Consider the following 22,441-nt stretch of genomic DNA (forward strand, 5'->3'; position numbering starts at 1 on the left):
GCCCTGACATAATCTGTATCTCGCTGAAAATCTTCTCTGTCTCTCACGCCAAAACATCTTCGGCGTTGTAAGGTTAAGCCTCACGGTTCATTAGTACCGGTTAGCTCAACGCATCGCTGCGCTTACACACCCGGCCTATCAACGTCGTCGTCTTCAACGTTCCTTCAGGAGACTTAAAGTCTCAGGGAGAACTCATCTCGGGGCAAGTTTCGTGCTTAGATGCTTTCAGCACTTATCTCTTCCGCATTTAGCTACCGGGCAGTGCCATTGGCATGACAACCCGAACACCAGTGATGCGTCCACTCCGGTCCTCTCGTACTAGGAGCAGCCCCCCTCAATTCTCCAGCGCCCACGGCAGATAGGGACCGAACTGTCTCACGACGTTCTAAACCCAGCTCGCGTACCACTTTAAATGGCGAACAGCCATACCCTTGGGACCTACTTCAGCCCCAGGATGTGATGAGCCGACATCGAGGTGCCAAACACCGCCGTCGATATGAACTCTTGGGCGGTATCAGCCTGTTATCCCCGGAGTACCTTTTATCCGTTGAGCGATGGCCCTTCCATTCAGAACCACCGGATCACTATGACCTGCTTTCGCACCTGCTCGCGCCGTCACGCTCGCAGTCAAGCCAGCTTATGCCATTGCACTAACCTCCTGATGTCCGACCAGGATTAGCTGACCTTCGTGCTCCTCCGTTACGCTTTAGGAGGAGACCGCCCCAGTCAAACTACCCACCAGACACTGTCCGCAACCCGGATTACGGGTCCACGTTAGAACACCAGCCATTAAAGGGTGGTATTTCAAGGGCGGCTCCACGCAGACTGGCGTCCACGCTTCAAAGCCTCCCACCTATCCTACACATCAAGGACCAGTGTTCAGTGTCAAGCTATAGTAAAGGTTCACGGGGTCTTTCCGTCTTGCCGCGGGTACACTGCATCTTCACAGCGAGTTCAATTTCACTGAGTCTCGGGTGGAGACAGCCTGGCCATCATTACGCCATTCGTGCAGGTCGGAACTTACCCGACAAGGAATTTCGCTACCTTAGGACCGTTATAGTTACGGCCGCCGTTTACCGGGGCTTCGATCAAGAGCTTCTCCTTACGGATGACCCCATCAATTAACCTTCCGGCACCGGGCAGGCGTCACACCGTATACGTCCACTTTCGTGTTTGCACAGTGCTGTGTTTTTAATAAACAGTTGCAGCCAGCTGGTATCTTCGACTGATTTCAGCTCCATCCGCGAGGGACTTCACCTACGTATCAGCGTGCCTTCTCCCGAAGTTACGGCACCATTTTGCCTAGTTCCTTCACCCGAGTTCTCTCAAGCGCCTTGGTATTCTCTACCTGACCACCTGTGTCGGTTTGGGGTACGATTTCGTGTTACCTGGAGCTTAGAGGCTTTTCCTGGAAGCAGGGCATTTGTTACTTCAGCACCGTAGTACCTCGTCATCACGCCTCAGTGTTAAAGTGCTCCGGATTTGCCTGGAGCACACACCTTCACGCTTAAACCGGGACAACCGTCGCCCGGCTAACATAGCCTTCTCCGTCCCCCCTTCGCAGTAACACCAAGTACAGGAATATTAACCTGTTTCCCATCGACTACGCCTTTCGGCCTCGCCTTAGGGGTCGACTCACCCTGCCCCGATTAACGTTGGACAGGAACCCTTGGTCTTCCGGCGAGCGGGCTTTTCACCCGCTTTATCGTTACTTATGTCAGCATTCGCACTTCTGATACCTCCAGCAACCCTCACAGGCCACCTTCGCAGGCTTACAGAACGCTCCCCTACCCAACAACACATAGTGTCGCTGCCGCAGCTTCGGTGCATGGTTTAGCCCCGTTACATCTTCCGCGCAGGCCGACTCGACCAGTGAGCTATTACGCTTTCTTTAAATGATGGCTGCTTCTAAGCCAACATCCTGGCTGTCTGGGCCTTCCCACATCGTTTCCCACTTAACCATGACTTTGGGACCTTAGCTGGCGGTCTGGGTTGTTTCCCTCTTCACGACGGACGTTAGCACCCGCCGTGTGTCTCCCGTGATAACATTCTCCGGTATTCGTAGTTTGCATCGGGTTGGTAAGCCGGGATGGCCCCCTAGCCGAAACAGTGCTCTACCCCCGGAGATGAATTCACGAGGCGCTACCTAAATAGCTTTCGGGGAGAACCAGCTATCTCCCGGTTTGATTGGCCTTTCACCCCCAGCCACAAGTCATCCGCTAATTTTTCAACATTAGTCGGTTCGGTCCTCCAGTTAGTGTTACCCAACCTTCAACCTGCCCATGGCTAGATCACCGGGTTTCGGGTCTATACCCTGCAACTTAACGCCCAGTTAAGACTCGGTTTCCCTTCGGCTCCCCTATGCGGTTAACCTTGCTACAGAATATAAGTCGCTGACCCATTATACAAAAGGTACGCAGTCACACCCCGAAGGATGCTCCCACTGCTTGTACGTACACGGTTTCAGGTTCTTTTTCACTCCCCTCGCCGGGGTTCTTTTCGCCTTTCCCTCACGGTACTGGTTCACTATCGGTCAGTCAGGAGTATTTAGCCTTGGAGGATGGTCCCCCCATATTCAGACAGGATACCACGTGTCCCGCCCTACTCATCGAGCTCACAGCCTGTGTGCTTTTGTGTACGGGGCTGTCACCCTGTATCGCGCGACTTTCCAGACGCTTCCACTAACACACAAGCTGATTCAGGCTCTGGGCTGCTCCCCGTTCGCTCGCCGCTACTGGGGGAATCTCGGTTGATTTCTTTTCCTCGGGGTACTTAGATGTTTCAGTTCCCCCGGTTCGCCTCATTAACCTATGGATTCAGTTAATGATAGTGTGACGAGTCACACTGGGTTTCCCCATTCGGACATCGCCGGCTATAACGGTTCATATCACCTTACCGGCGCTTTTCGCAGATTAGCACGTCCTTCATCGCCTCTGACTGCCAGGGCATCCACCGTGTACGCTTAGTCGCTTAACCTCACAACCCGAAGATGTTTCGTGAACATCCGCGTGTCGCGAAAATTTGAGAGACTCACAGAACAGTTCGCACTGTTCAGTGTTTCAATTTTCAGCTTGATCCAGATTTTTAAAGAGCAAAACTTCGCAGCACACACAGAATGTGTACTCTGAAGTTTTCTTGTGCCGAACAGTAAAGATGGTGGAGCTATGCGGGATCGAACCGCAGACCTCCTGCGTGCAAAGCAGGCGCTCTCCCAGCTGAGCTATAGCCCCATCGTAGTTAAATCCCGTATACCCGTAATTTTTCCTGAGACAAGGCGTCAAATGGCGAAGCATACAACCAGTATGCGAGTCATTTTACAACGCAGTATTCAGGGAAAATTTGGTAGGCCTGAGTGGACTTGAACCACCGACCTCACCCTTATCAGGGGTGCGCTCTAACCACCTGAGCTACAAGCCTGCAGAGATTTTTACTGCTCGTATTTCATCAGACAATCTGTGTGGACACTGCAGAGGCAGGTTCTTTAAGGTAAGGAGGTGATCCAACCGCAGGTTCCCCTACGGTTACCTTGTTACGACTTCACCCCAGTCATGAATCACAAAGTGGTAAGCGCCCTCCCGAAGGTTAAGCTACCTACTTCTTTTGCAACCCACTCCCATGGTGTGACGGGCGGTGTGTACAAGGCCCGGGAACGTATTCACCGTGGCATTCTGATCCACGATTACTAGCGATTCCGACTTCATGGAGTCGAGTTGCAGACTCCAATCCGGACTACGACGCACTTTATGAGGTCCGCTTGCTCTCGCGAGGTCGCTTCTCTTTGTATGCGCCATTGTAGCACGTGTGTAGCCCTGGTCGTAAGGGCCATGATGACTTGACGTCATCCCCACCTTCCTCCAGTTTATCACTGGCAGTCTCCTTTGAGTTCCCGGCCTAACCGCTGGCAACAAAGGATAAGGGTTGCGCTCGTTGCGGGACTTAACCCAACATTTCACAACACGAGCTGACGACAGCCATGCAGCACCTGTCTCACAGTTCCCGAAGGCACCAATCCATCTCTGGAAAGTTCTGTGGATGTCAAGACCAGGTAAGGTTCTTCGCGTTGCATCGAATTAAACCACATGCTCCACCGCTTGTGCGGGCCCCCGTCAATTCATTTGAGTTTTAACCTTGCGGCCGTACTCCCCAGGCGGTCTATTTAACGCGTTAGCTCCGGAAGCCACGCCTCAAGGGCACAACCTCCAAATAGACATCGTTTACGGCGTGGACTACCAGGGTATCTAATCCTGTTTGCTCCCCACGCTTTCGCACCTGAGCGTCAGTCTTCGTCCAGGAGGCCGCCTTCGCCACCGGTATTCCTCCAGATCTCTACGCATTTCACCGCTACACCTGGAATTCTACCTCCCTCTACGAGACTCAAGCCTGCCAGTTTCGGATGCAGTTCCCAGGTTGAGCCCGGGGATTTCACATCCGACTTGACAGACCGCCTGCGTGCGCTTTACGCCCAGTAATTCCGATTAACGCTTGCACCCTCCGTATTACCGCGGCTGCTGGCACGGAGTTAGCCGGTGCTTCTTCTGCGGGTAACGTCAATGAATAAGGTTATTAACCTTACTCCCTTCCTCCCCGCTGAAAGTACTTTACAACCCGAAGGCCTTCTTCATACACGCGGCATGGCTGCATCAGGCTTGCGCCCATTGTGCAATATTCCCCACTGCTGCCTCCCGTAGGAGTCTGGACCGTGTCTCAGTTCCAGTGTGGCTGGTCATCCTCTCAGACCAGCTAGGGATCGTCGCCTAGGTGAGCCGTTACCCCACCTACTAGCTAATCCCATCTGGGCACATCTGATGGCAAGAGGCCCGAAGGTCCCCCTCTTTGGTCTTGCGACGTTATGCGGTATTAGCTACCGTTTCCAGTAGTTATCCCCCTCCATCAGGCAGTTTCCCAGACATTACTCACCCGTCCGCCACTCGTCACCCGAGAGCAAGCTCTCTGTGCTACCGTTCGACTTGCATGTGTTAGGCCTGCCGCCAGCGTTCAATCTGAGCCATGATCAAACTCTTCAATTTAAAAGTTTGATGCTCAATGAATTAAACTTCGTAATGAATTACGTGTTCACTCGTTGAGACTTGGTATTCATTTTTCGTCTTGCGACGTTAAGAATCCATGTCACCCTGAGTGCCCACACAGATTGTCTGATAAATTGTTAAAGAGCAGGTGCGACGCGCTTTAGCGCTCTGTCGCGAGGTGGCGTATATTACGCTTTCCTCTTTCAGAGTCAACCCTGATTTTCAGGATTTTTTCTCTTTCGTTTTCTCGACTATCTCGTGAAGTGATTCACATTGTCGGGTCAACGGAGGCGCATTATAGGGATCCCAATTTTTTGCACAAGTCTTTTTGCGATCTTTTTTTCTGACTGCTGTTTTTTCATTCTTTTCGCTGCGATCCCGTACGATCTGCTCAAATAATGGTACGTAAAAGGGTTGCAGAAGGCCTTTCTTGCGATCAAAGTCATTATCCCGGCCTGTTTATGATGAGGTAATTATGTCTACCGTTTTACGCCCTTATAAGGATCTGCGGCCCCAATTAGGCCAGCGGGTAATGATTGATGCCACCAGCGTGGTGATTGGTGACGTCAGAATTGCTGATGATGTGGGCATTTGGCCATTAGTCGTGATTCGTGGTGATGTGAATTATGTTGAGATTGGCGCGCGCAGCAACATTCAGGACGGTAGCGTTCTCCATGTTACGCACAAATCTTCTTATAATCCTGAAGGCGATCCGCTGCTCATTGGCGAAGATGTTACTGTTGGGCATAAGGTAATGTTGCACGGCTGCGTTATCGGCAATCGTGTACTCGTTGGCATGGGATCGATCTTACTCGACGGTGCTGTTGTCGAAGATGATGTGATGATCGGCGCAGGAAGCCTGGTTCCCCAAAATAAACGTCTGGAAAGTGGCTACCTTTATCTGGGCAGCCCGGTAAAACAGATCCGCCCCCTGACGGAAGCGGAGCTTGAAGGGTTGAAATACTCAGCCGGGAATTACGTGAAATGGAAAGATGAATATCTGGATCAAGGTAACCAGACAATCCCCTGATCATCCTCTTCTTGCTGGCGGATCAACTGTTCCGCCTCCTCTTCCAGATCCCAACGATGTTCACGAAATACCGCCAGGTAGTGTTCTGGTGTTTTGCCACCAAAGCGCTTTGCTAGCGTCTCTCCTTTTACGGCGCAAGTAATTTGCATACCATTGACCAACGCAGGAAAACAGACAGCACCAGCCGCGTCATCCCACCCTTCGCGATCCGGAAACTGAATGGCCTGATTCATTTTGCCAGTTCCTGTTTCAACAGAGTGATTACCGGTTCAACGTCCGGCAATACACCATGCCATAGCAGCACCGCATGCGCAGCCTGCCCGACCAGCATGCCTAAACCATCCGCACATTTTTTCGCACCTGAATTTTCACACCAACTCAGAAATGGCGTCGATCCTTTCAGATAGAACATGTCATAGCAATAAAGCTCGGGATGGATAAGCGCATTCGGTAACGCGGGGATCTCCCCACCAATACCACTGGAAGTCGCGTTAATGATCAAATCGAATTCATGGCTCGCTAAATTATCCATAGCAACAGCATCAATGCTACCGGTGTGTGCAAAGAGCTTAGCCAGCGTTTGCGCCTTAGAAAAAGTACGGTTGGTAACAGTCACGGCGCAATCCAGAGACAATAAAGGAAGAATGACGCCGCGCGCTGCCCCACCCGCCCCGATAAGCAGAATACGAAACCCCGGGCGAATAAAAGAGAGGCGTTCGAGATCGCTCAACAAGCCAATCCCATCCGTGTTATCGCCCAGTAACCGACCATCTTCAAGGCGTTTAAGCGTGTTTACCGCCCCAGCCATCGCGGCACGTTCTGTGAGTTCATTCGCGCGAGCAAATGCTTCCTCTTTAAAAGGCACGGTAACATTCGCGCCTTTTCCACCAGCAGTAAAAAAAGCATCCAGCGTCTGCACAAAGCCATCTACCGGTGCCAGAACCCGACCATAAGAATGTTCAATACCCAGTTGTCGGGCAAATTGCTGATGAATAAACGGAGACTTGCTGTGCGCAATAGGATTGCCAAAGACGGCATAGGATTCCATACAGTTACCCCTGACGGAAAAGTTCGCCGGTAAGGGCGTCACGAATTTCAGAAGGATTTTGCCGTCCTCCGGTCGGGGCATCGACAACCGGGAAGTCTGGACCAAATTGGTCGATAACTTCCTGCGCTGTTCTGCAAGGCGGCAAGCCCGATAAATTAGCGCTCGTTGATACCAGCGGTTTTCCGTAAGCCTCACACAGCGCAATCACCGTTTGATGGTCAGTCACGCGCACGGCCAGCGAGTCAAAGCGCCCGGTTAGCCAGCGCGGCGTGTTCGGTTTCGCCGGGAAGACAAACGTTACCGGTCCGGGCCAGCAGGCAAAAATCGTCTGACGCTGTTCGTCAGTCAGCATGCTGTCATCAATATAGGGTTTAAGTTGATCAAAGCTGGCAGCGATAAGGATGAGGCCTTTATCAACCGGGCGTTGCTTTAGTTCAAGCAAGCGATAAACCGCAATCTCACTGTCCGGGTCGCAACCGACACCGAAAACAGCTTCTGTTGGATAAGCGATGACGTGTTCTTTCTTCAGGATCTCCACCGCCGCAGCGATAGGATCTGTTGGCAGGTTATTCTTCACGAGTTTGTTCCGCCGTTACCGGCTGTCCACATTGTTTACTGGCGCAGAAGCGTTTCACGCCTTGCGCGGTTTTCTTCTCGATAAGTAGCGGGTAGTGGCAAACAAGACATTCACCCGCCACCGGTTTGAAATTTATAACGAACTGGCAATCTGGGTAACGATCGCAGGAATAAAAGGTTTTACCATATCGGGAGCGGCGCTGAACAAGATGCCCGCTTCGGCATTGTGGGCAAGTGATTGCGGTATCGTCGGGCTTATCAATCAACTCAGTATGTTCGCATTCAGGATACTGGCTGCAGCCAATGAACATACCGAAGCGTCCCTGACGCAGCACTAGCGCGGCCCCACACACAGGGCACTGCTGCCCGTCCAGAACTTTAACAATATGTCCATCCGCCTGGCTTTTCAGTGGGCGAACATAATCGCATTCCGGATATTGAGAACATCCGAGAAACGGACCGTGTTTCCCGGAACGGATAACAAGTTCAGCCCCGCATTGTGGGCAGGGCTCGTTGTTACGCACCGAAAAGAGTGCTGATTTGGCCATAACGACTCTTGAAGCTGCAAAAATGATTAGTGCAGCATACCTTCATTCGCTTCAAAGAGTAATTCTTCCATTTGCTGGTAGGCGTTTTCACACCCAGGGATATTGAAGAGCACCATCAGAATGACCCATTTCAGATCTTCCAACTCGAACTCTGCCGTATCCAGCGCCAGCACCCGTTCAATCACCATTTCTCGCGTTTCGAGGTTTAGCACCTGAATCTGCTCCAGGAATAACAAGAATCCCCGGCAACTGGCATCCAGCCTTTCACACTCTTCCGCCGTATAAATACGGACAGAAAGCGGATCAGAAGCAAGCTGCATCGGTTCGGCGAGGCCTTCCTGATAATCAGCCAGCTTTTCTAGCCACAAAAGTGCATTGTAGATGTCTTCACGATCAAATCCGGCGTCGGTAAGATCCCGTTCCAGTTTGTCCTGATCCACACGCAATTCCGCTTCGTTATGGATGTAAGTCTCAAACAAGTACATTAGTACGTCGAACATGGCTTGCCCTCCTCAATCGGACATAGCCGCCGGGTACAGCTGCGATCCATCCTGCTAACTCCAGTTCAAGCAATTGAGCTGCGATGACTGGCACAGGTTGGCCGGCACGTTCAGCGACGACGTCAACAGGTGTTACCTCATCTCCTACGTTAGCCAGGAGCTCAGGAAATGGCAATGCCACCTCTTCTTGATCTGGAGAATAAATTGCATTTTCGCGTACCTCAGACAGCCAATTCAGCCCATATTGCAAATTTTCGAGGATCTCATCAGCCGATGTTACCGGTATTGCCCCTTGTTTGATTAACCAGTGCGGCCCTTCGCTTCCCGGGCTACCAATAGGACCGGGTAATGCAAAAACATCACGGCCTTGTTCAAGCGCAATCCGCGCGGTCACCAGCGAACCACTACGCAAAGCGGCTTCTACAACCAGTACCCCACGGCTGAGCCCACTGATGATGCGGTTTCGGCGCGGAAAATTACCCGGCTTCGGCATAGTCGCGAGGGGAAATTCGGATACCAGTGCACCACCGCTTTCAATTACTTCTGCTGCAAGCGAAGCATGCTTGCGCGGATAGAGGCTGTATAAACCGTTCCCCAGTACGCCAATGCTTTTTCCATTAACCTGTAAAGCCGCCCGGTGCGCCACGCTATCGATCCCCAACGCCATGCCACTGGTAATCGTTAGCCCAGCACGAGCAAGCACTTCACAAAAAATCCGCCCCCATCGCTCGCCATACCATGAATGTGCGCGGCTCCCAACAACGGCCAGTTGTTGTGTTGCCAGTACCGCTGGATTGCCTTTAACAAAAATAGCACCGGGAAAATCAGGAATAGCACGCAAAGGTGCAGGATACGCCGGATCGCTGGCAATAATTAAATGATTACCCGGTTGTGCAAGCCAGTTAAGGCTCTTTTCAAGCTCACATGCAGAAAGAGAGAAAAAGCGCTGCGTTTGCGCTTCTGTAAACCCGATGAGTCGAAGTTCAGCGAAGGATGCGCTCTGGTTTTGTTCCAGCCACTGTGCTGCTTTCAGCCATTGATCGCCACATAGCGTGGTCACCTGTAACAACCGTAGCCAAATCTCCGTGCTCGTCATCCTTTATCCCCTGCCATAAGCCGCTTTAGCAATCCTTGCGATTGGTCACTGATGCTGTCAATCGCGGGGGGATTTGTCTAGAATAGAGGTAATATTCTCACCAACTCCTGAACACGACTCTGGATATTTATGGCAGTTTTGCATGTGTTACATATTCCGGACGAGCGCCTTCGCAAAGTCGCCGAGCCGGTAAAAGAAGTGAATGCGGACATTCAACGTATCGTCGATGATATGTTTGAAACGATGTACGCAGAAGAAGGTATTGGGCTGGCAGCAACGCAGGTTGATATTCACCAGCGCATCATCGTGATCGACGTTTCCGAAAATCGCGACGAGCAATTAGTGTTGATTAACCCTGAGCTGCTGGAAAAAAGCGGAGAAACAGGTATTGAAGAAGGTTGCCTGTCTATTCCGGAACAGCGTGCACTGGTACCTCGCGCCGAAAAAGTAAAAATCCGCGCGCTGGATCGTGACGGAAAAACATTCGAACTGGAAGCCGACGGTCTTCTGGCAATCTGTATTCAGCATGAGATGGATCATCTGGTAGGTAAGCTGTTTATTGATTACTTGTCGCCGATGAAACGTCAGCGCATTCGCCAGAAAGTTGAAAAACTGGATCGTATGAACGCCCGCGCATAAAACGGGCTGAAAAGGATAAACGTGTCAGATTCTCTACGTATTATTTTCGCCGGCACTCCGGACTTTGCAGCGCGTCATCTTGACGCGCTGTTGTCTTCTGAGCATCAGGTGGTGGGGGTTTTCACCCAGCCAGACCGCCCTGCTGGTCGCGGTAAAAAGCTGATGCCAAGCCCAGTCAAAGTGCTGGCGGAAGAAAAAGGCCTGCCGGTGTTTCAACCTGCATCGTTACGTGCAGAGGAAAACCAGCAGTTGGTTGCCAGCCTCAACGCCGATGTGATGGTGGTGGTGGCATACGGACTGATCCTGCCCAAAGCAGTGCTGGCCATGCCGCGCCTGGGTTGCATAAATGTTCACGGTTCACTGCTGCCACGCTGGCGTGGCGCGGCGCCTATTCAGCGCTCACTATGGGCAGGTGATGCGGAAACCGGCGTCACTATCATGCAAATGGATGTGGGACTGGATACTGGCGACATGCTGTTTAAACTCGCCTGCCCGATCACCGATGAAGACACTAGCGCCACGCTGTATGACAAACTGGCAGAGCTCGGTCCGCAGGGATTAATTGCGACGCTGCAACAGCTTGCTCAGGGCACAGCACAACCGCAGGTGCAAGACGAAGCGCAGGTCACTTACGCAGAGAAGCTCAGCAAAGAGGAAGCGCGCCTGGACTGGTCGCTCAGCGCCGCCCAGCTTGAACGATGCATTCGCGCCTTCACCCCCTGGCCAATGAGCTGGTTTGTGGTTGATGAGCAACCAGTGAAAGTCTGGAAAGCGTCGGTTATTCCGTCTAAGACAACAGAGAAACCCGGTACGATCGTGGAAGTGTCGAAAGCGGGTATTCAGGTTGCAACTGCCGATGGAATATTGAATCTTGAATCGCTGCAGCCTGCCGGTAAGAAAGCAATGAGCGCGCAGGATCTGCTGAATTCACGGCGGGAATGGTTTGTCCCTGGTAACCCTCTGGCCTGAGAGTATTTTTAGCCCGGCTTGCCGGGCGTTTTTATTTTTATCGCGATGAAAAAACAAATAAATTTACGCAGCATGGCTGCGCAGGCAGTTGAGCAGGTCATAGAACAAGGGCAATCGCTCAGCAATATCCTGCCGCCGTTGCAACAAAAGGTTTCCGACAAAGATAAAGCGCTGCTGCAAGAGCTGTGCTTTGGTGTTTTACGCGTATTGCCACAGCTCGACTGGCTCATCAATAAATTGATGTCGCGCCCAATGACGGGCAAGCAGCGCGCGGTGCACTATCTGATCATGGTTGGGTTTTATCAGCTTCTGCATACGCGCATCCCTGCCCATGCGGCGCTGGCAGAAACCGTAGAAGGTGCAGTGGTCATTAAGCGTCCGCAGCTTAAAGGCTTGATTAACGGCGTATTACGTCAATTCCTGCGGCAACAGGAAGAATTACTGGCAGAGTTCGCCCAAAGCGAAAATCATTTTCTGTTCCCGAAGTGGCTGTTACACCGTGTGCAAAAAGCCTATCCACACCAATGGCAACACATTGTCGAAGCCAGCAACCAGCGACCGCCGATGTGGCTGCGTGTCAATCGTCAGCACAATTCACGCGATGGCTGGTTAAGATTGCTGGAAGAGGCCGGTTTGCAAGGATCCCCGCATCCGGATTATCCCGATGCGGTACGCCTGGCGAGCCCAGCACCAGTCACCGCTCTGCCGGGTTTTGCCGAGGGTTGGGTTACGGTACAGGATGCTTCTGCTCAGGGCTGCATTGCTTTCCTTACGCCGAAAAACGGTGAGCGCATTCTCGATCTATGTGCAGCACCCGGTGGCAAAACCACGCATATACTCGAAGCCGCTCCCGAGGCCAGCGTGTTGGCGGTAGACATAGACGAGCAACGTTTGTCGCGTGTTTACGACAACCTGAAACGACTGGGCATGAAAGCGCAGGTAAAACAGGGCGATGGGCGTTTCCCGGGACAATGGTGCGGTGATGAACAATTCGATCGTATCCTGCTGGATGCGCCTTGCTCAGCGACGGGTGTTATTCGACGCCATCCAGATATCAAATGGCTGCGTCGCGATCGCGATATTCCCGAGTTAGCGCAGTTACAGTCTGAAATTCTGGATGCTATCTGGCCGCATTTGAAACCAGGCGGTACGCTGGTGTATGCAACATGCTCCATCTTGCCGGAAGAGAACAGTCAGCAGGTTGCCGCTTTTCTCAAACGCACAACTGATGCGCAACTGAGCGAAACGGGTACGCCGGAAAACCCTGGCTTGCAGAAACTGCCAGGTGCGGAAGAAGGCGATGGTTTCTTTTACGCTAAGATAATCAAACAGTGATGGGAACAACGGGTCACAACAGATGAAAATAATTATTCTGGGTGCAGGGCAGGTTGGTGGCACGCTGGCAGAAAACCTGGTCGGAGAGAATAACGATATTACCGTTGTTGATACTAATGGCGACCGTCTGCGTAGTTTGCAGGACAAATTCGATCTCCGCGTCGTACAAGGCCACGGTTCTCACCCCCGCGTGCTACGCGAAGCTGGCGCTGACGATGCCGATATGCTGGTTGCGGTGACCAGCTCGGATGAAACCAATATGGTTGCCTGTCAGGTCGCGTATTCGCTGTTTAATACGCCAAACCGTATTGCCCGCATCCGCTCGCCAGATTATGTTCGCGACGCGGATAAGCTTTTTCACTCAGAAGCCGTTCCCATCGATCATTTGATCGCGCCGGAGCAGTTGGTTATCGACAGTATTTATCGCCTCATCGAATATCCCGGCGCATTGCAGGTCGTGAATTTCGCCGAAGGAAAAGTCAGCCTGGCTGTGGTGAAAGCCTATTATGGCGGCCCGTTGGTGGGAAATGCGTTGTCAACCATGCGCGAGCATATGCCGCATATTGATACTCGCGTTGCGGCTATTTTTCGCCACGACAGACCTATTCGCCCGCAAGGCTCAACGATTGTTGAAGCAGGTGATGAAGTATTCTTTATTGCCGCATCGCAGCATATCCGTGCCGTTATGAGTGAACTTCAGCGGCTGGAAAAACCGTATAAACGCATTATGTTGGTTGGCGGTGGTAATATCGGCGCCGGTCTGGCTCGTCAGCTGGAAAAAGACTACAGCGTGAAGTTGATCGAGCGCGATCAACAACGTGCGGCGGAGCTGGCCGAGAAACTGCAAAATACGATCGTGTTTTATGGCGACGCCTCCGATCAAGAATTACTGGCCGAAGAACATATCGATCAGGTGGATCTCTTTATTGCTGTCACCAATGACGACGAAGCCAACATTATGTCTGCAATGCTGGCCAAACGGATGGGAGCCAAGAAAGTGATGGTGCTCATTCAACGCCGCGCTTATGTCGATTTGGTTCAGGGCAGTGTGATTGATATTGCCATATCGCCACAACAGGCAACTATTTCCGCTCTGCTTAGCCATGTGCGTAAAGCGGATATCGTTGGCGTTTCATCGTTACGTCGCGGTGTCGCAGAGGCAATTGAAGCAGTTGCACACGGAGACGAAACGACGTCCCGCGTTGTCGGCCGTGTTATTGATGAAATTAAATTGCCGCCAGGCACAATCATCGGTGCGGTGGTACGTGGAAATGATGTCATGATTGCCAATGATAATTTGCGTATTGAGCAAGGCGACCATGTGATTATGTTTTTAACGGACAAAAAATATATCACGGACGTCGAGCGCTTATTCCAGCCGAGCCCATTCTTCCTGTAATAACCCGGGCGCAATTAGATGCGCCCACACATTATTCCCCGCTTTTATCAGGGTTTAAGAAATCATTACAATCACCCTGCCCAAATGGAAATTGATCGGTAATTTGTTAGACTTAATCCGACAGTCTGCACATGGAGAAGGGATATGAGCATTTTGAAAGAGTTCCGTGAATTTGCAATGCGCGGAAATGTGGTGGATTTGGCGGTTGGGGTCATTATCGGTGCAGCTTTCGGCAAAATTGTGTCGTCATTGGTTGCAGATATCATTATGCCGCCGCTGGGGTTATTAATTGGCGGGATTGATTTCAAATCATTTGCCTGGACGCTACGCGACGCGCAGGGCGACGTTCCGGCTGTCGTCATGCACTATGGCGTGTTTATTCAGAACATTTTTGACTTCATCATCGTCGCTTTTGCGATTTTCATTGCAATCAAGCTGATCAATAAGCTGAAACGTAAGCAAGAAGAAGAACCGAAAGCGCCACCGGCACCGAGTAGAGAGGAAGTGTTGCTGAGTGAAATTCGCGATTTGCTGAAAGAGCAAAATAATCGCAGTTAAGCAAATGCAAGAAGGCCAGTGGTAAATAAGCGATTCGCTTGCTTGCCACTGGCCTCCTGAAAGCCTTTTTTTGCATGTTTGGCTTTCCGTAAATAACTTCCTTTCCCTTTTTTGTTTTTCTCAATACGCTGGCGAAATAGCGGATCATGTAACAAAGCTTCAATAGCGTTATCGTTGATCTGCCCTTTAGTATGCTGATAGCGGCTCATAACGCCTCCAGATTGTGTATTAAAACGGCCGGAGTGTAGCTCTCTCTATGCAGAAGATCAACAGGCCGTTGTGGTCGGTTTACCACTCGCGCCTTGTTCAAGCGCCTCAAGAATAGAACAATAAACACTGCTGTGTGCTGTACCACAACATGCATCATTCAGTTTTTGCAACGAGCGGCGCATGGACTGTAACTCTTCGATGCGGGCTTCAACCTCGCTCAGGCGAGCCTGCACAATACTTTTCGACTCCTGGCAGGTGTGGTGTTCAGGATCAATACGGATCGACAACAGTTCGCGGATGGATTCGAGGGTAAATCCTAATTGTCGGGCATGGCGAATAAATTTGAGCCGTTGCAGATCTTTGTCCGTATAAAGCCGAAATCCGCCTTCGGTTCTGACCTCATGATCCATCATTTGCTGCTTTTCGTAGTAACGGATCGTATCTGGCGTGACTTCTGCGAGTTTCGCGATTTCACCAATGCGATACATGATTACACCTCATTAATTTTTTGCTGCAGTTTGGCGGCATAATCGCCTCGCAGGAAATCGGTGCTTAAGCCAGCCTGGCGCAGCTTCATTTCCAGTAACGACAAACGGCGATGTAAAAGCTGAAAATCCGGGTGATCGTGCTGCACGCTATTGAGCAGATCGATAAGCATCACGGCTTCTTTACGGTATTCGAGTTCTGGTGGCAGGCAGCCAGCATTTTTGAGCAAGCGATACCCAGCGCGGAGCTCCGCAGGGATATGAGAATCATCATCCAGCAACAACGGCTCACCGCTGCCGGGTAGATTAACAAACTCGCCTTTTTGCTGAGCATCGAGAATATGGCGTTCTGCCCACTGATCTAGTAACCACATAACGGCTCTCGACGGAATGAACAAAAAAGATGCATATATTGTAGGGAAGAGGCCGAACTACTGGTATAAAAAAACCCGCCGAAGCGGGTTTCTTTACGTTACTACAGATTACTCTGCAGCAGCTTCTGCTTTCGATTCAGAGCGATCAACCAGCTCGATGTATGCCATCGGCGCGTTGTCACCAGCACGGAAACCACACTTCAGAATACGAGTGTAACCACCGGCACGGCTCGCGAAACGCGGGCCCAGTTCGTTAAACAGTTTTGCCACGATCTCGTTATCACGAGTGCGGGCGAATGCCAGACGACGATTAGCAACGCTATCCGTCTTGGCAAGAGTAATCAGCGGCTCAACTACGCGACGCAGCTCTTTCGCTTTCGGCAGGGTCGTCTTGATGATCTCATGACGAACCAGAGAGCCTGCCATGTTACGGAACATGGCCTGGCGATGGCTGCTGTTGCGGTTCAGTTGACGACCACTCTTACGATGGCGCATGACCTTATCCTTCTCAGTAAAACCTTAACCTGTGATCCGGTTACTCGTCAGCAATGCTTGCCGGCGGCCAGTTTTCCAAGCGCATGCCCAGAGACAGACCACGGGAGGCCAGCACGTCTTTAATCTCAGTAAGAGATTTTTTACCCAGGTTCGGCGTTTTCAGCAACTCAACCTCGGTACGCTGTACCAGATCACCGATATAGTGGATAGCTTCTGCCTTGAGGCAGTTAGCAGAGCGGACAGTCAATTCCAGATCGTCAACAGGGCGCAGCAGAATCGGATCGAATTCTGGTTTCTCTTCTTTAACTTCCGGCTGACGTACATCACGTAAATCAACGAAAGCTTCAAGTTGTTCAGCCAGAATGGTTGCCGCACGACGAATCGCCTCTTCAGGATCGATTGTGCCGTTGGTTTCCATTTCGATGACCAGCTTGTCCAGGTCGGTACGCTGTTCAACACGTGCTGCTTCAACATTGTAGGCAATACGCTCTACAGGGCTGTAGCAGGCGTCAACGAGCAGACGGCCGATTGGGCGCTCATCTTCTTCCGAATGAATTCGGGCAGACGCCGGAACATAACCACGACCGCGCTGAACTTTGATACGCATGTTGATAGATGCGTTTTCATCGGTCAGGTGGCAGATCACATGCTGCGGCTTGACGATTTCGACATCACCGTCGTGGGTAATGTCGGCTGCGGTCACAGGGCCAATGCCAGATTTATTCAGAGTAAGAATAACATCATCTTTACCCTGAACTCTCACCGCCAGCCCTTTCAGGTTGAGCAGGATTTCAAGGATATCTTCCTGAACGCCTTCTTTGGTGCTGTACTCATGAAGTACACCATCAATCTCAACCTCAGTCACCGCGCAACCCGGCATCGATGAGAGCAGAATACGGCGCAGTGCGTTACCCAGAGTATGGCCAAAGCCACGCTCTAAAGGCTCAAGGGTCACCTTGGCGTGCGTCGAACTCACTTGCTCGATATCTACCAGGCGCGGTTTTAGAAACTCTGTCACAGAACCCTGCATTGTGTCCTCTCTTTGGTACTAAGCTTTACTTGGAGTAAAGCTCGACGATCAGGTGTTCGTTAATGTCCGCAGACAGATCAGAACGCTCCGGCTTACGCTTGAACGTACCTTCCATCTTGCCAGCATCAACTTCCAGCCAGGTTGGCTTTTCACGCTGCTCAGCCAGCTCCAGAGCGGCTTTCACGCGAGACTGCTTTTTCGCTTTCTCACGAATGCTAACAACGTCATTCGGACTAACCTGATAAGAAGCGATGTTAACAACACGACCGTTTACCATGATTGCTTTGTGGCTAACCAGCTGGCGTGCTTCAGCACGAGTGGCGCCAAAGCCCATACGGTATACAACGTTGTCCAGACGACCTTCCAGCAGACCCAACAGGTTTTCACCGGTGTTGCCTTTCAGACGTGCTGCTTCTTTGTAGTAGTTACGGAACTGACGCTCCAGCACACCGTAAATACGGCGAACTTTTTGCTTTTCACGCAACTGCACACCATAGTCAGACAGACGCGGTTTACGCGCACCGTGCTGGCCAGGAGCTTGTTCAATTTTACACTTGGTATCGATCGCGCGAACGCCAGACTTAAGGAACAGGTCTGTGCCCTCACGACGGCTCAGCTTGAGCTTAGGACCCAAATATCTTGCCATTTTCTTTCTCCAACAATCCTAGAAAACGACCGCGTTATACGCGACGTTTTTTCGGCGGACGACAACCGTTGTGAGGGATCGGAGTCACATCAGTAATATTAGTGATGCGGAAACCAGCGGCGTTCAGAGCACGAATAGTAGATTCGCGGCCCGGACCCGGTCCCTTAACCATAACTTCCAGATTCTTGATACCGTATTCTTTTACGGCTTCAGCGCAACGCTCTGCTGCAACCTGAGCTGCAAACGGAGTGGATTTGCGAGAACCACGGAAACCGGAACCACCGGCTGTTGCCCAACCCAGCGCGTTACCCTGACGATCAGTAATAGTAACGATGGTGTTGTTGAAAGAAGCATGGATATGAGCCACGCCGTCAGAGACTTGTTTTCTTACACGTTTACGTGCACGAATTGGTGCCTTTGCCATTATTCAATCACCCCGATTATTTCTTGATCGGTTTGCGCGGACCCTTACGGGTACGTGCGTTGGTCTTGGTACGCTGACCGCGAACCGGGAGACCACGACGATGACGCAAACCGCGATAGCAACCAAGATCCATCAGGCGCTTGATGCTCATGCTAATTTCACGGCGCAGATCACCTTCAACGACAAATTTGGCAACTTCGTCACGCAGCGTGTCGATTTGTTCTTCAGACAGCTCACTGATCTTAACATTTTCAGCGATGCCCGCAGCAGCCAGAATGGCTTGAGAGCGGGTTTTACCGACGCCATAGATCGAAGTTAATGCGATCACAGCATGTTTCTGATCAGGAATGTTAATGCCTGCTATACGGGCCACTATGCACTCCTATAATTTTACTTGCACGCACCATGCTGAAAAGCCCGTTTTCAGGATACTCAAATGGAAACGTACAGACATACAAAAGATTGGCTGGCTAATCTAGCCAGCTCAACCCAACTTTGCAAGAAAAATATGCGAAATAATCAGCCTTGGCGCTGTTTATGCTTCGGCTCGGCACTGCAAATCACGCGGATGACGCCATCACGCTTAACGATTTTGCAGTTACGGCATAATTTCTTGACGGAAGCACGAACTTTCATTTTTACTCTCCGTAACTTCTCGGGCGACCATTAACGGCCATAGCCTTTCAGGTTCGCCTTCTTCAATGCAGACTCATACTGACTGGACATCATCAGAGTTTGCACTTGAGCCATAAAGTCCATAATCACGACAACAACGATAAGCAGTGACGTCCCACCAAAGTAGAACGGTACTTTCATCGCATCACGCATGAACTCCGGGATCAGGCAGATAAAAGTAATATAAAGCGCACCGACTAAAGTCAGGCGGGTCATTACTTTATCGATATACTTCGCCGTTTGCTCTCCCGGACGAATTCCTGGTACAAATGCACCGGACTTCTTCAGGTTATCTGCTGTTTCTCGCGGGTTGAAAACCAACGCCGTATAGAAGAAACAGAAGAAGATGATTGCAGACGCATAGAGTAACACATAAAGCGGTTGCCCAGGCTGCAAATACAGCGAAATTGTTGTCAGCCAGTTCCAACCAGTACCGCCCCCGAACCATGACGCGATGGTTGCAGGGAACAGAATAATACTGGAAGCGAAGATTGCCGGGATTACCCCCGCCATATTCACTTTCAGCGGTAAATGTGTGCTCTGAGCAGCATAGACACGACGACCCTGCTGGCGTTTTGCGTAGTTCACCACGATGCGGCGTTGACCACGTTCAACGAATACAACAAAGAACGTCACTGCGAATACTAATACTGCAACCAACAGCAACAGGAGGAAGTGCAGGTCGCCTTGACGCGCTTGCTCGATAGTATGGGCAATGGCTGGCGGAAGACCCGCCACAATACCGGCAAAGATAATGATCGAGATACCGTTACCGATACCACGTTCAGTAATCTGTTCACCGAGCCACATCAGGAACATGGTTCCTGTAACCAGACTCACAACAGCGGTGAAGTAGAATGCAAAGCCTGGATTCATAACCAGACCTTGCATACCAGGCATATTCGGTAAACCGGTAGCAATACCGATCGACTGGAATATCGCCAACACCAGAGTGCCGTAACGGGTGTACTGGCTGATCTTACGACGACCAGACTCCCCTTCTTTCTTCAGCTCTGCCAAGGCCGGATGAACGACCGTTAACAGCTGGATAATAATCGATGCCGAAATATACGGCATGATACCCAATGCAAAGATAGAAGCACGACTAAGAGCACCACCAGAGAACATGTTAAACATCTCAATGATGGTGCCACGCTGTTGCTCAAGCAGTTTGGCAAGTACAGCGGCATCAATACCAGGGATCGGAATAAAAGAGCCAATACGGAAAACAATCAACGCACCGATAACAAACAGCAGTCTGCGTTTCAGTTCGCCAATTCCACCCTTGGCACTTTGAAAATCTAATCCCGGTTGTTTAGCCATCTGCTACTTATTCCTCAATTTTACCGCCAGCAGCTTCGATAGCAGCACGAGCGCCTTTCGTCACACGCAGGCCACGAACAGTTACCGGACGAGCTACTTCACCAGCCAGGATCACTTTCGCGAACTCGATCTGGATGCCGATAATGTTAGCCGCTTTAAGCGTGTTCAGGTCAACTACGTCGCCTTCTACTTTAGCCAGATCGGACAGACGAATCTCTGCCGTGATCATTGCTTTGCGAGAAGTGAAACCGAATTTCGGCAGACGACGATACAGTGGCATCTGACCACCCTCGAAACCGCGACGTACGCCACCGCCAGAACGAGATTTCTGACCTTTGTGACCACGACCACCGGTTTTACCGAGGCCAGAACCGATACCACGACCCAGGCGTTTACCCGCCTTTTTGGAGCCTTCGGCCGGAGACAGAGTATTTAAACGCATCTCTTACTCCTCAACTTTAACCATGAAGGAAACCGCGTTGACCATACCGCGAACCGCAGGAGTATCCTCACGTTCAACTGTATGACCAATACGACGCAGACCCAGGCCAAGCAGCGTTGCCTTGTGTTTCGGCAGACGACCGATTGCACTGCGGGTTTGAGTGATTTTAATAGTCTTTGCCATGGTCAATTACCCCAGAATTTCTTCAACGGATTTACCACGCTTGGCAGCGACCATTTCCGGGGATTTCATATTTTCCAGGCCATCAATCGTTGCACGAACCACGTTAATCGGGTTGGTGGAACCATATGCTTTAGCCAGAACGTTATGAACCCCAGCGACTTCCAGAACGGCGCGCATTGCACCACCGGCAATAATACCGGTACCTTCGGAAGCCGGCTGCATGAATACACGAGAACCCGTGTGAGTACCCTTAACCGGGTGCTGCAGGGTGCCGTGGTTCAGCGCGACGTTAATCATATTGCGACGGGCTTTTTCCATCGCTTTCTGGATCGCTGCCGGAACTTCGCGGGCTTTACCGTAACCAAAACCAACGCGACCGTTACCATCGCCAACAACAGTCAGAGCTGTGAAGGAGAAAATACGACCACCTTTAACGGTTTTAGATACGCGGTTTACCGCGATCAGCTTTTCCTGCAGTTCGCCAGCTTGTTTTTCGATGTGAGCCATCTTACACCTCTACCTTAGAACTGAAGGCCAGCTTCACGGGCAGCATCTGCCAGTGCCTGGACGCGACCATGATATTGGAACCCGGAACGGTCAAAGGAAACATCTTTGATGCCTTTTTCCAGAGCGCGTTCAGCTACAGCTTTACCCACAGCTGCAGCCGCGTCTTTGTTACCGGTGTACTTCAGTTGTTCAGAGATAGCTTTTTCTACAGTAGAAGCAGCTACCAGAACTTCAGAACCATTCGATGCGATTACCTGGGCGTAGATATGACGCGGGGTACGATGTACCACCAGGCGAGTCGCACCAAGCTCTTTGAGCTTGCGGCGTGCGCGGGTCGCACGACGGATACGAGCAGATTTCTTATCCATAGTGTTACCTTACTTCTTCTTAGCCTCTTTGGTACGCACGACTTCGTCGGCGTAACGAACACCCTTGCCTTTGTAAGGCTCAGGACGACGGTAGGCGCGCAGATCTGCTGCAACCTGGCCAATCACTTGCTTATCCGCGCCTTTCAGCACGATTTCAGTCTGTGACGGACATTCTGCAGTGATACCGGCCGGCAGCTGATGATCAACAGGATGAGAGAAACCCAGAGCCAGGTTTACTACATTCCCTTTGACCGCTGCGCGGTAACCTACACCAACCAGCTGCAGCTTCTTAGTGAAGCCTTCGGTAACACCGATAACCATTGAGTTCAGCAGGGCACGCGCGGTACCAGCCTGAGCCCAACCGTCTGCGTAACCATCACGCGGACCGAAAGTCAGAGCATTGTCTGCCTGGTTAACTACAACAGCATCGTTGAGAGTACGAGTCAGCTCGCCGTTTTTACCTTTGATCGTGATAACCTGACCGTTGATTTTTACGTCAACGCCGGCAGGAATAACGACCGGTGCTTTAGCAACACGAGACATTTTTTCCTCCG

General features: G+C 51.3%; 27 protein-coding genes, 2 tRNA genes and 2 rRNA genes. 6 read left to right on the top strand and 25 right to left on the bottom strand.

From position 1 onward, the window contains the following. Window positions 1-69: 69 nt before the first annotated feature. The 4 genes from H650_RS11890 to H650_RS11905 form a co-directional block, all read right to left on the bottom strand. Window positions 70-2,976 (bottom strand): 23S ribosomal RNA (locus H650_RS11890). Between the two features lie 178 nt (window positions 2,977-3,154). Next, window positions 3,155-3,230 (bottom strand) — tRNA-Ala (locus H650_RS11895). A 110-nt stretch (window positions 3,231-3,340) separates the two neighbouring features. Beyond that, window positions 3,341-3,417, bottom strand: a tRNA-Ile gene (locus H650_RS11900). 70 nt (window positions 3,418-3,487) lie between these two features. Continuing rightward, a 16S ribosomal RNA gene (locus H650_RS11905) occupies window positions 3,488-5,027 on the bottom strand. Together the 16S and 23S rRNA genes with 2 tRNA genes alongside form the textbook arrangement of a ribosomal RNA operon. Before the next feature lie 475 nt (window positions 5,028-5,502). Between H650_RS11905 and H650_RS11910 the strand changes: the two genes are divergently transcribed. Continuing rightward, complete coding sequence (locus H650_RS11910; RefSeq protein ID WP_044489507.1) at window positions 5,503-6,057, top strand: gamma carbonic anhydrase family protein; 555 nt, start codon at window positions 5,503-5,505, stop codon at window positions 6,055-6,057. Here the strand turns inward: H650_RS11910 and H650_RS11915 are convergent. Genes H650_RS11915 through dprA form a run of 6 tightly spaced genes read right to left on the bottom strand, consistent with a single transcriptional unit; the run spans window position 6,033 to window position 9,825 of the window. Beyond that, window positions 6,033-6,290, bottom strand: coding sequence for a DUF1488 family protein (locus H650_RS11915; protein WP_020455483.1), 258 nt, complete (start codon window positions 6,288-6,290; stop codon window positions 6,033-6,035). The genes H650_RS11910 and H650_RS11915 overlap by 25 nt on opposite strands. Then, window positions 6,287-7,105 carry a shikimate dehydrogenase gene (gene aroE / locus H650_RS11920; protein ID WP_020455484.1) on the bottom strand — a complete coding sequence of 273 codons (819 nt, stop codon included), beginning with the start codon at window positions 7,103-7,105 and terminating at the stop codon, window positions 6,287-6,289. Before aroE ends, H650_RS11915 begins: the two co-directional genes overlap by 4 nt. 4 nt (window positions 7,106-7,109) lie before the next feature. After that, complete coding sequence (tsaC, locus tag H650_RS11925; protein WP_020455485.1) at window positions 7,110-7,682, bottom strand: L-threonylcarbamoyladenylate synthase type 1 TsaC; 573 nt, start codon at window positions 7,680-7,682, stop codon at window positions 7,110-7,112. After that, window positions 7,672-8,229, bottom strand: coding sequence for a DNA topoisomerase family protein (locus tag H650_RS11930; RefSeq protein WP_020455486.1), 558 nt, complete (start codon window positions 8,227-8,229; stop codon window positions 7,672-7,674). The genes tsaC and H650_RS11930 overlap by 11 nt, the downstream gene beginning before the upstream one ends. A 26-nt stretch (window positions 8,230-8,255) precedes the next feature. Beyond that, entirely contained in the window at window positions 8,256-8,729 is a 474-nt protein-coding gene (smg, locus tag H650_RS11935; RefSeq protein ID WP_017460081.1) for a DUF494 family protein Smg, read from the bottom strand. Then, on the bottom strand, window positions 8,701-9,825 hold the full coding sequence (gene dprA, locus H650_RS11940) for a DNA-protecting protein DprA (RefSeq protein WP_020455488.1): 1,125 nt from the start codon (window positions 9,823-9,825) through the stop codon (window positions 8,701-8,703). Before dprA ends, smg begins: the two co-directional genes overlap by 29 nt. Before the next feature lie 129 nt (window positions 9,826-9,954). Between dprA and def the strand changes: the two genes are divergently transcribed. The 5 genes from def to mscL all read left to right on the top strand — a co-directional run bounded on the left by def (window position 9,955) and on the right by mscL (window position 14,725). Then, the gene (def, locus tag H650_RS11945; protein ID WP_007369833.1) at window positions 9,955-10,464 is read left to right on the top strand and encodes a peptide deformylase; all 510 of its coding nucleotides are present in this window, start codon (window positions 9,955-9,957) and stop codon (window positions 10,462-10,464) included. Window positions 10,465-10,485: 21 nt separating this feature from the next. Next, the gene (gene fmt / locus H650_RS11950; RefSeq protein WP_020455489.1) at window positions 10,486-11,433 is read left to right on the top strand and encodes a methionyl-tRNA formyltransferase; all 948 of its coding nucleotides are present in this window, start codon (window positions 10,486-10,488) and stop codon (window positions 11,431-11,433) included. Window positions 11,434-11,478: 45 nt separating this feature from the next. Beyond that, a complete protein-coding gene (gene rsmB, locus H650_RS11955; protein WP_044489745.1) occupies window positions 11,479-12,768 on the top strand; it encodes a 16S rRNA (cytosine(967)-C(5))-methyltransferase RsmB in 1,290 nt (429 codons plus the stop codon). Window positions 12,769-12,790: 22 nt separating this feature from the next. Continuing rightward, window positions 12,791-14,167 (top strand): Trk system potassium transporter TrkA, encoded by a 1,377-nt coding sequence (trkA, locus tag H650_RS11960; protein ID WP_007369830.1) that lies wholly within the window; start codon window positions 12,791-12,793, stop codon window positions 14,165-14,167. Between the two features lie 144 nt (window positions 14,168-14,311). Next, on the top strand, window positions 14,312-14,725 hold the full coding sequence (mscL, locus tag H650_RS11965; RefSeq protein WP_020455491.1) for a large-conductance mechanosensitive channel protein MscL: 414 nt from the start codon (window positions 14,312-14,314) through the stop codon (window positions 14,723-14,725). Here mscL and H650_RS11970 read toward each other — a convergent pair. From H650_RS11970 to rplF, 15 genes are all read right to left on the bottom strand, one after another. Beyond that, window positions 14,722-14,934, bottom strand: coding sequence for an alternative ribosome-rescue factor A (locus H650_RS11970; RefSeq protein WP_020455492.1), 213 nt, complete (start codon window positions 14,932-14,934; stop codon window positions 14,722-14,724). The genes mscL and H650_RS11970 overlap by 4 nt on opposite strands. Before the next feature lie 57 nt (window positions 14,935-14,991). Next, window positions 14,992-15,423 carry a Zn(2+)-responsive transcriptional regulator gene (zntR, locus tag H650_RS11975; RefSeq protein WP_020455493.1) on the bottom strand — a complete coding sequence of 144 codons (432 nt, stop codon included), beginning with the start codon at window positions 15,421-15,423 and terminating at the stop codon, window positions 14,992-14,994. 2 nt (window positions 15,424-15,425) lie between these two features. Further along, window positions 15,426-15,794 carry a DnaJ family domain-containing protein gene (locus H650_RS11980; protein ID WP_020455494.1) on the bottom strand — a complete coding sequence of 123 codons (369 nt, stop codon included), beginning with the start codon at window positions 15,792-15,794 and terminating at the stop codon, window positions 15,426-15,428. 108 nt (window positions 15,795-15,902) lie between these two features. Beyond that, window positions 15,903-16,289 carry a 50S ribosomal protein L17 gene (gene rplQ, locus H650_RS11985; protein WP_001216372.1) on the bottom strand — a complete coding sequence of 129 codons (387 nt, stop codon included), beginning with the start codon at window positions 16,287-16,289 and terminating at the stop codon, window positions 15,903-15,905. Window positions 16,290-16,329: 40 nt separating this feature from the next. Continuing rightward, window positions 16,330-17,319, bottom strand: coding sequence for a DNA-directed RNA polymerase subunit alpha (locus tag H650_RS11990; RefSeq protein ID WP_007369825.1), 990 nt, complete (start codon window positions 17,317-17,319; stop codon window positions 16,330-16,332). Between the two features lie 25 nt (window positions 17,320-17,344). Then, window positions 17,345-17,965, bottom strand: a complete 621-nt coding sequence (rpsD, locus tag H650_RS11995) for a 30S ribosomal protein S4 (protein ID WP_003031138.1) — start codon at window positions 17,963-17,965, stop codon at window positions 17,345-17,347. A 34-nt stretch (window positions 17,966-17,999) separates the two neighbouring features. Next, entirely contained in the window at window positions 18,000-18,389 is a 390-nt protein-coding gene (gene rpsK, locus H650_RS12000) for a 30S ribosomal protein S11 (RefSeq protein ID WP_002919257.1), read from the bottom strand. Between the two features lie 16 nt (window positions 18,390-18,405). After that, the gene (gene rpsM, locus H650_RS12005; RefSeq protein ID WP_007369824.1) at window positions 18,406-18,762 is read right to left on the bottom strand and encodes a 30S ribosomal protein S13; all 357 of its coding nucleotides are present in this window, start codon (window positions 18,760-18,762) and stop codon (window positions 18,406-18,408) included. Between the two features lie 146 nt (window positions 18,763-18,908). Beyond that, on the bottom strand, window positions 18,909-19,025 hold the full coding sequence (gene rpmJ / locus H650_RS12010; protein WP_000868187.1) for a 50S ribosomal protein L36: 117 nt from the start codon (window positions 19,023-19,025) through the stop codon (window positions 18,909-18,911). A gap of 30 nt (window positions 19,026-19,055) precedes the next feature. Next, entirely contained in the window at window positions 19,056-20,387 is a 1,332-nt protein-coding gene (secY, locus tag H650_RS12015; RefSeq protein WP_007369823.1) for a preprotein translocase subunit SecY, read from the bottom strand. Between the two features lie 7 nt (window positions 20,388-20,394). Beyond that, window positions 20,395-20,829, bottom strand: coding sequence for a 50S ribosomal protein L15 (gene rplO, locus H650_RS12020; RefSeq protein WP_007369822.1), 435 nt, complete (start codon window positions 20,827-20,829; stop codon window positions 20,395-20,397). Window positions 20,830-20,832: 3 nt separating this feature from the next. After that, complete coding sequence (gene rpmD / locus H650_RS12025) at window positions 20,833-21,012, bottom strand: 50S ribosomal protein L30 (protein WP_001140434.1); 180 nt, start codon at window positions 21,010-21,012, stop codon at window positions 20,833-20,835. A gap of 6 nt (window positions 21,013-21,018) precedes the next feature. Beyond that, window positions 21,019-21,519 carry a 30S ribosomal protein S5 gene (gene rpsE, locus H650_RS12030; protein WP_007369821.1) on the bottom strand — a complete coding sequence of 167 codons (501 nt, stop codon included), beginning with the start codon at window positions 21,517-21,519 and terminating at the stop codon, window positions 21,019-21,021. Window positions 21,520-21,533: 14 nt separating this feature from the next. After that, the gene (gene rplR / locus H650_RS12035) at window positions 21,534-21,887 is read right to left on the bottom strand and encodes a 50S ribosomal protein L18 (RefSeq protein ID WP_017460073.1); all 354 of its coding nucleotides are present in this window, start codon (window positions 21,885-21,887) and stop codon (window positions 21,534-21,536) included. Between the two features lie 9 nt (window positions 21,888-21,896). Beyond that, window positions 21,897-22,430 (bottom strand): 50S ribosomal protein L6, encoded by a 534-nt coding sequence (rplF, locus tag H650_RS12040; RefSeq protein WP_017460072.1) that lies wholly within the window; start codon window positions 22,428-22,430, stop codon window positions 21,897-21,899. Window positions 22,431-22,441: the final 11 nt, after the last annotated feature.

It is taken from the genome of Enterobacter sp. R4-368, from assembly GCF_000410515.1.
Classification (GTDB): Bacteria; Pseudomonadota; Gammaproteobacteria; order Enterobacterales; family Enterobacteriaceae; genus Kosakonia.

What these genes read in the sequence shown, in the direction of transcription:
- H650_RS11930 (WP_020455486.1), bottom strand. Translation starts at nt 8,229, where the DNA reads ATGGCCAAATCAGCACTCTTTTCGGTGCGTAACAACGAGCCCTGCCCA.
- secY (WP_007369823.1), bottom strand. Translation starts at nt 20,387, where the DNA reads ATGGCTAAACAACCGGGATTAGATTTTCAAAGTGCCAAGGGTGGAATT.
- zntR (WP_020455493.1), bottom strand. Translation starts at nt 15,423, where the DNA reads ATGTATCGCATTGGTGAAATCGCGAAACTCGCAGAAGTCACGCCAGAT.
- H650_RS11915 (WP_020455483.1), bottom strand. Translation starts at nt 6,290, where the DNA reads ATGAATCAGGCCATTCAGTTTCCGGATCGCGAAGGGTGGGATGACGCG.
- rplR (WP_017460073.1), bottom strand. Translation starts at nt 21,887, where the DNA reads ATGGATAAGAAATCTGCTCGTATCCGTCGTGCGACCCGCGCACGCCGC.
- mscL (WP_020455491.1), top strand. Translation starts at nt 14,312, where the DNA reads ATGAGCATTTTGAAAGAGTTCCGTGAATTTGCAATGCGCGGAAATGTG.
- def (WP_007369833.1), top strand. Translation starts at nt 9,955, where the DNA reads ATGGCAGTTTTGCATGTGTTACATATTCCGGACGAGCGCCTTCGCAAA.
- smg (WP_017460081.1), bottom strand. Translation starts at nt 8,729, where the DNA reads ATGTTCGACGTACTAATGTACTTGTTTGAGACTTACATCCATAACGAA.
- rplQ (WP_001216372.1), bottom strand. Translation starts at nt 16,289, where the DNA reads ATGCGCCATCGTAAGAGTGGTCGTCAACTGAACCGCAACAGCAGCCAT.
- H650_RS11980 (WP_020455494.1), bottom strand. Translation starts at nt 15,794, where the DNA reads ATGTGGTTACTAGATCAGTGGGCAGAACGCCATATTCTCGATGCTCAG.
- aroE (WP_020455484.1), bottom strand. Translation starts at nt 7,105, where the DNA reads ATGGAATCCTATGCCGTCTTTGGCAATCCTATTGCGCACAGCAAGTCT.
- rsmB (WP_044489745.1), top strand. Translation starts at nt 11,479, where the DNA reads ATGAAAAAACAAATAAATTTACGCAGCATGGCTGCGCAGGCAGTTGAG.
- trkA (WP_007369830.1), top strand. Translation starts at nt 12,791, where the DNA reads ATGAAAATAATTATTCTGGGTGCAGGGCAGGTTGGTGGCACGCTGGCA.
- rplO (WP_007369822.1), bottom strand. Translation starts at nt 20,829, where the DNA reads ATGCGTTTAAATACTCTGTCTCCGGCCGAAGGCTCCAAAAAGGCGGGT.
- rpsK (WP_002919257.1), bottom strand. Translation starts at nt 18,389, where the DNA reads ATGGCAAAGGCACCAATTCGTGCACGTAAACGTGTAAGAAAACAAGTC.
- rpsD (WP_003031138.1), bottom strand. Translation starts at nt 17,965, where the DNA reads ATGGCAAGATATTTGGGTCCTAAGCTCAAGCTGAGCCGTCGTGAGGGC.
- H650_RS11990 (WP_007369825.1), bottom strand. Translation starts at nt 17,319, where the DNA reads ATGCAGGGTTCTGTGACAGAGTTTCTAAAACCGCGCCTGGTAGATATC.
- dprA (WP_020455488.1), bottom strand. Translation starts at nt 9,825, where the DNA reads ATGACGAGCACGGAGATTTGGCTACGGTTGTTACAGGTGACCACGCTA.
- H650_RS11910 (WP_044489507.1), top strand. Translation starts at nt 5,503, where the DNA reads ATGTCTACCGTTTTACGCCCTTATAAGGATCTGCGGCCCCAATTAGGC.
- rpsE (WP_007369821.1), bottom strand. Translation starts at nt 21,519, where the DNA reads ATGGCTCACATCGAAAAACAAGCTGGCGAACTGCAGGAAAAGCTGATC.
- rpmD (WP_001140434.1), bottom strand. Translation starts at nt 21,012, where the DNA reads ATGGCAAAGACTATTAAAATCACTCAAACCCGCAGTGCAATCGGTCGT.
- rplF (WP_017460072.1), bottom strand. Translation starts at nt 22,430, where the DNA reads ATGTCTCGTGTTGCTAAAGCACCGGTCGTTATTCCTGCCGGCGTTGAC.
- H650_RS11970 (WP_020455492.1), bottom strand. Translation starts at nt 14,934, where the DNA reads ATGAGCCGCTATCAGCATACTAAAGGGCAGATCAACGATAACGCTATT.
- rpmJ (WP_000868187.1), bottom strand. Translation starts at nt 19,025, where the DNA reads ATGAAAGTTCGTGCTTCCGTCAAGAAATTATGCCGTAACTGCAAAATC.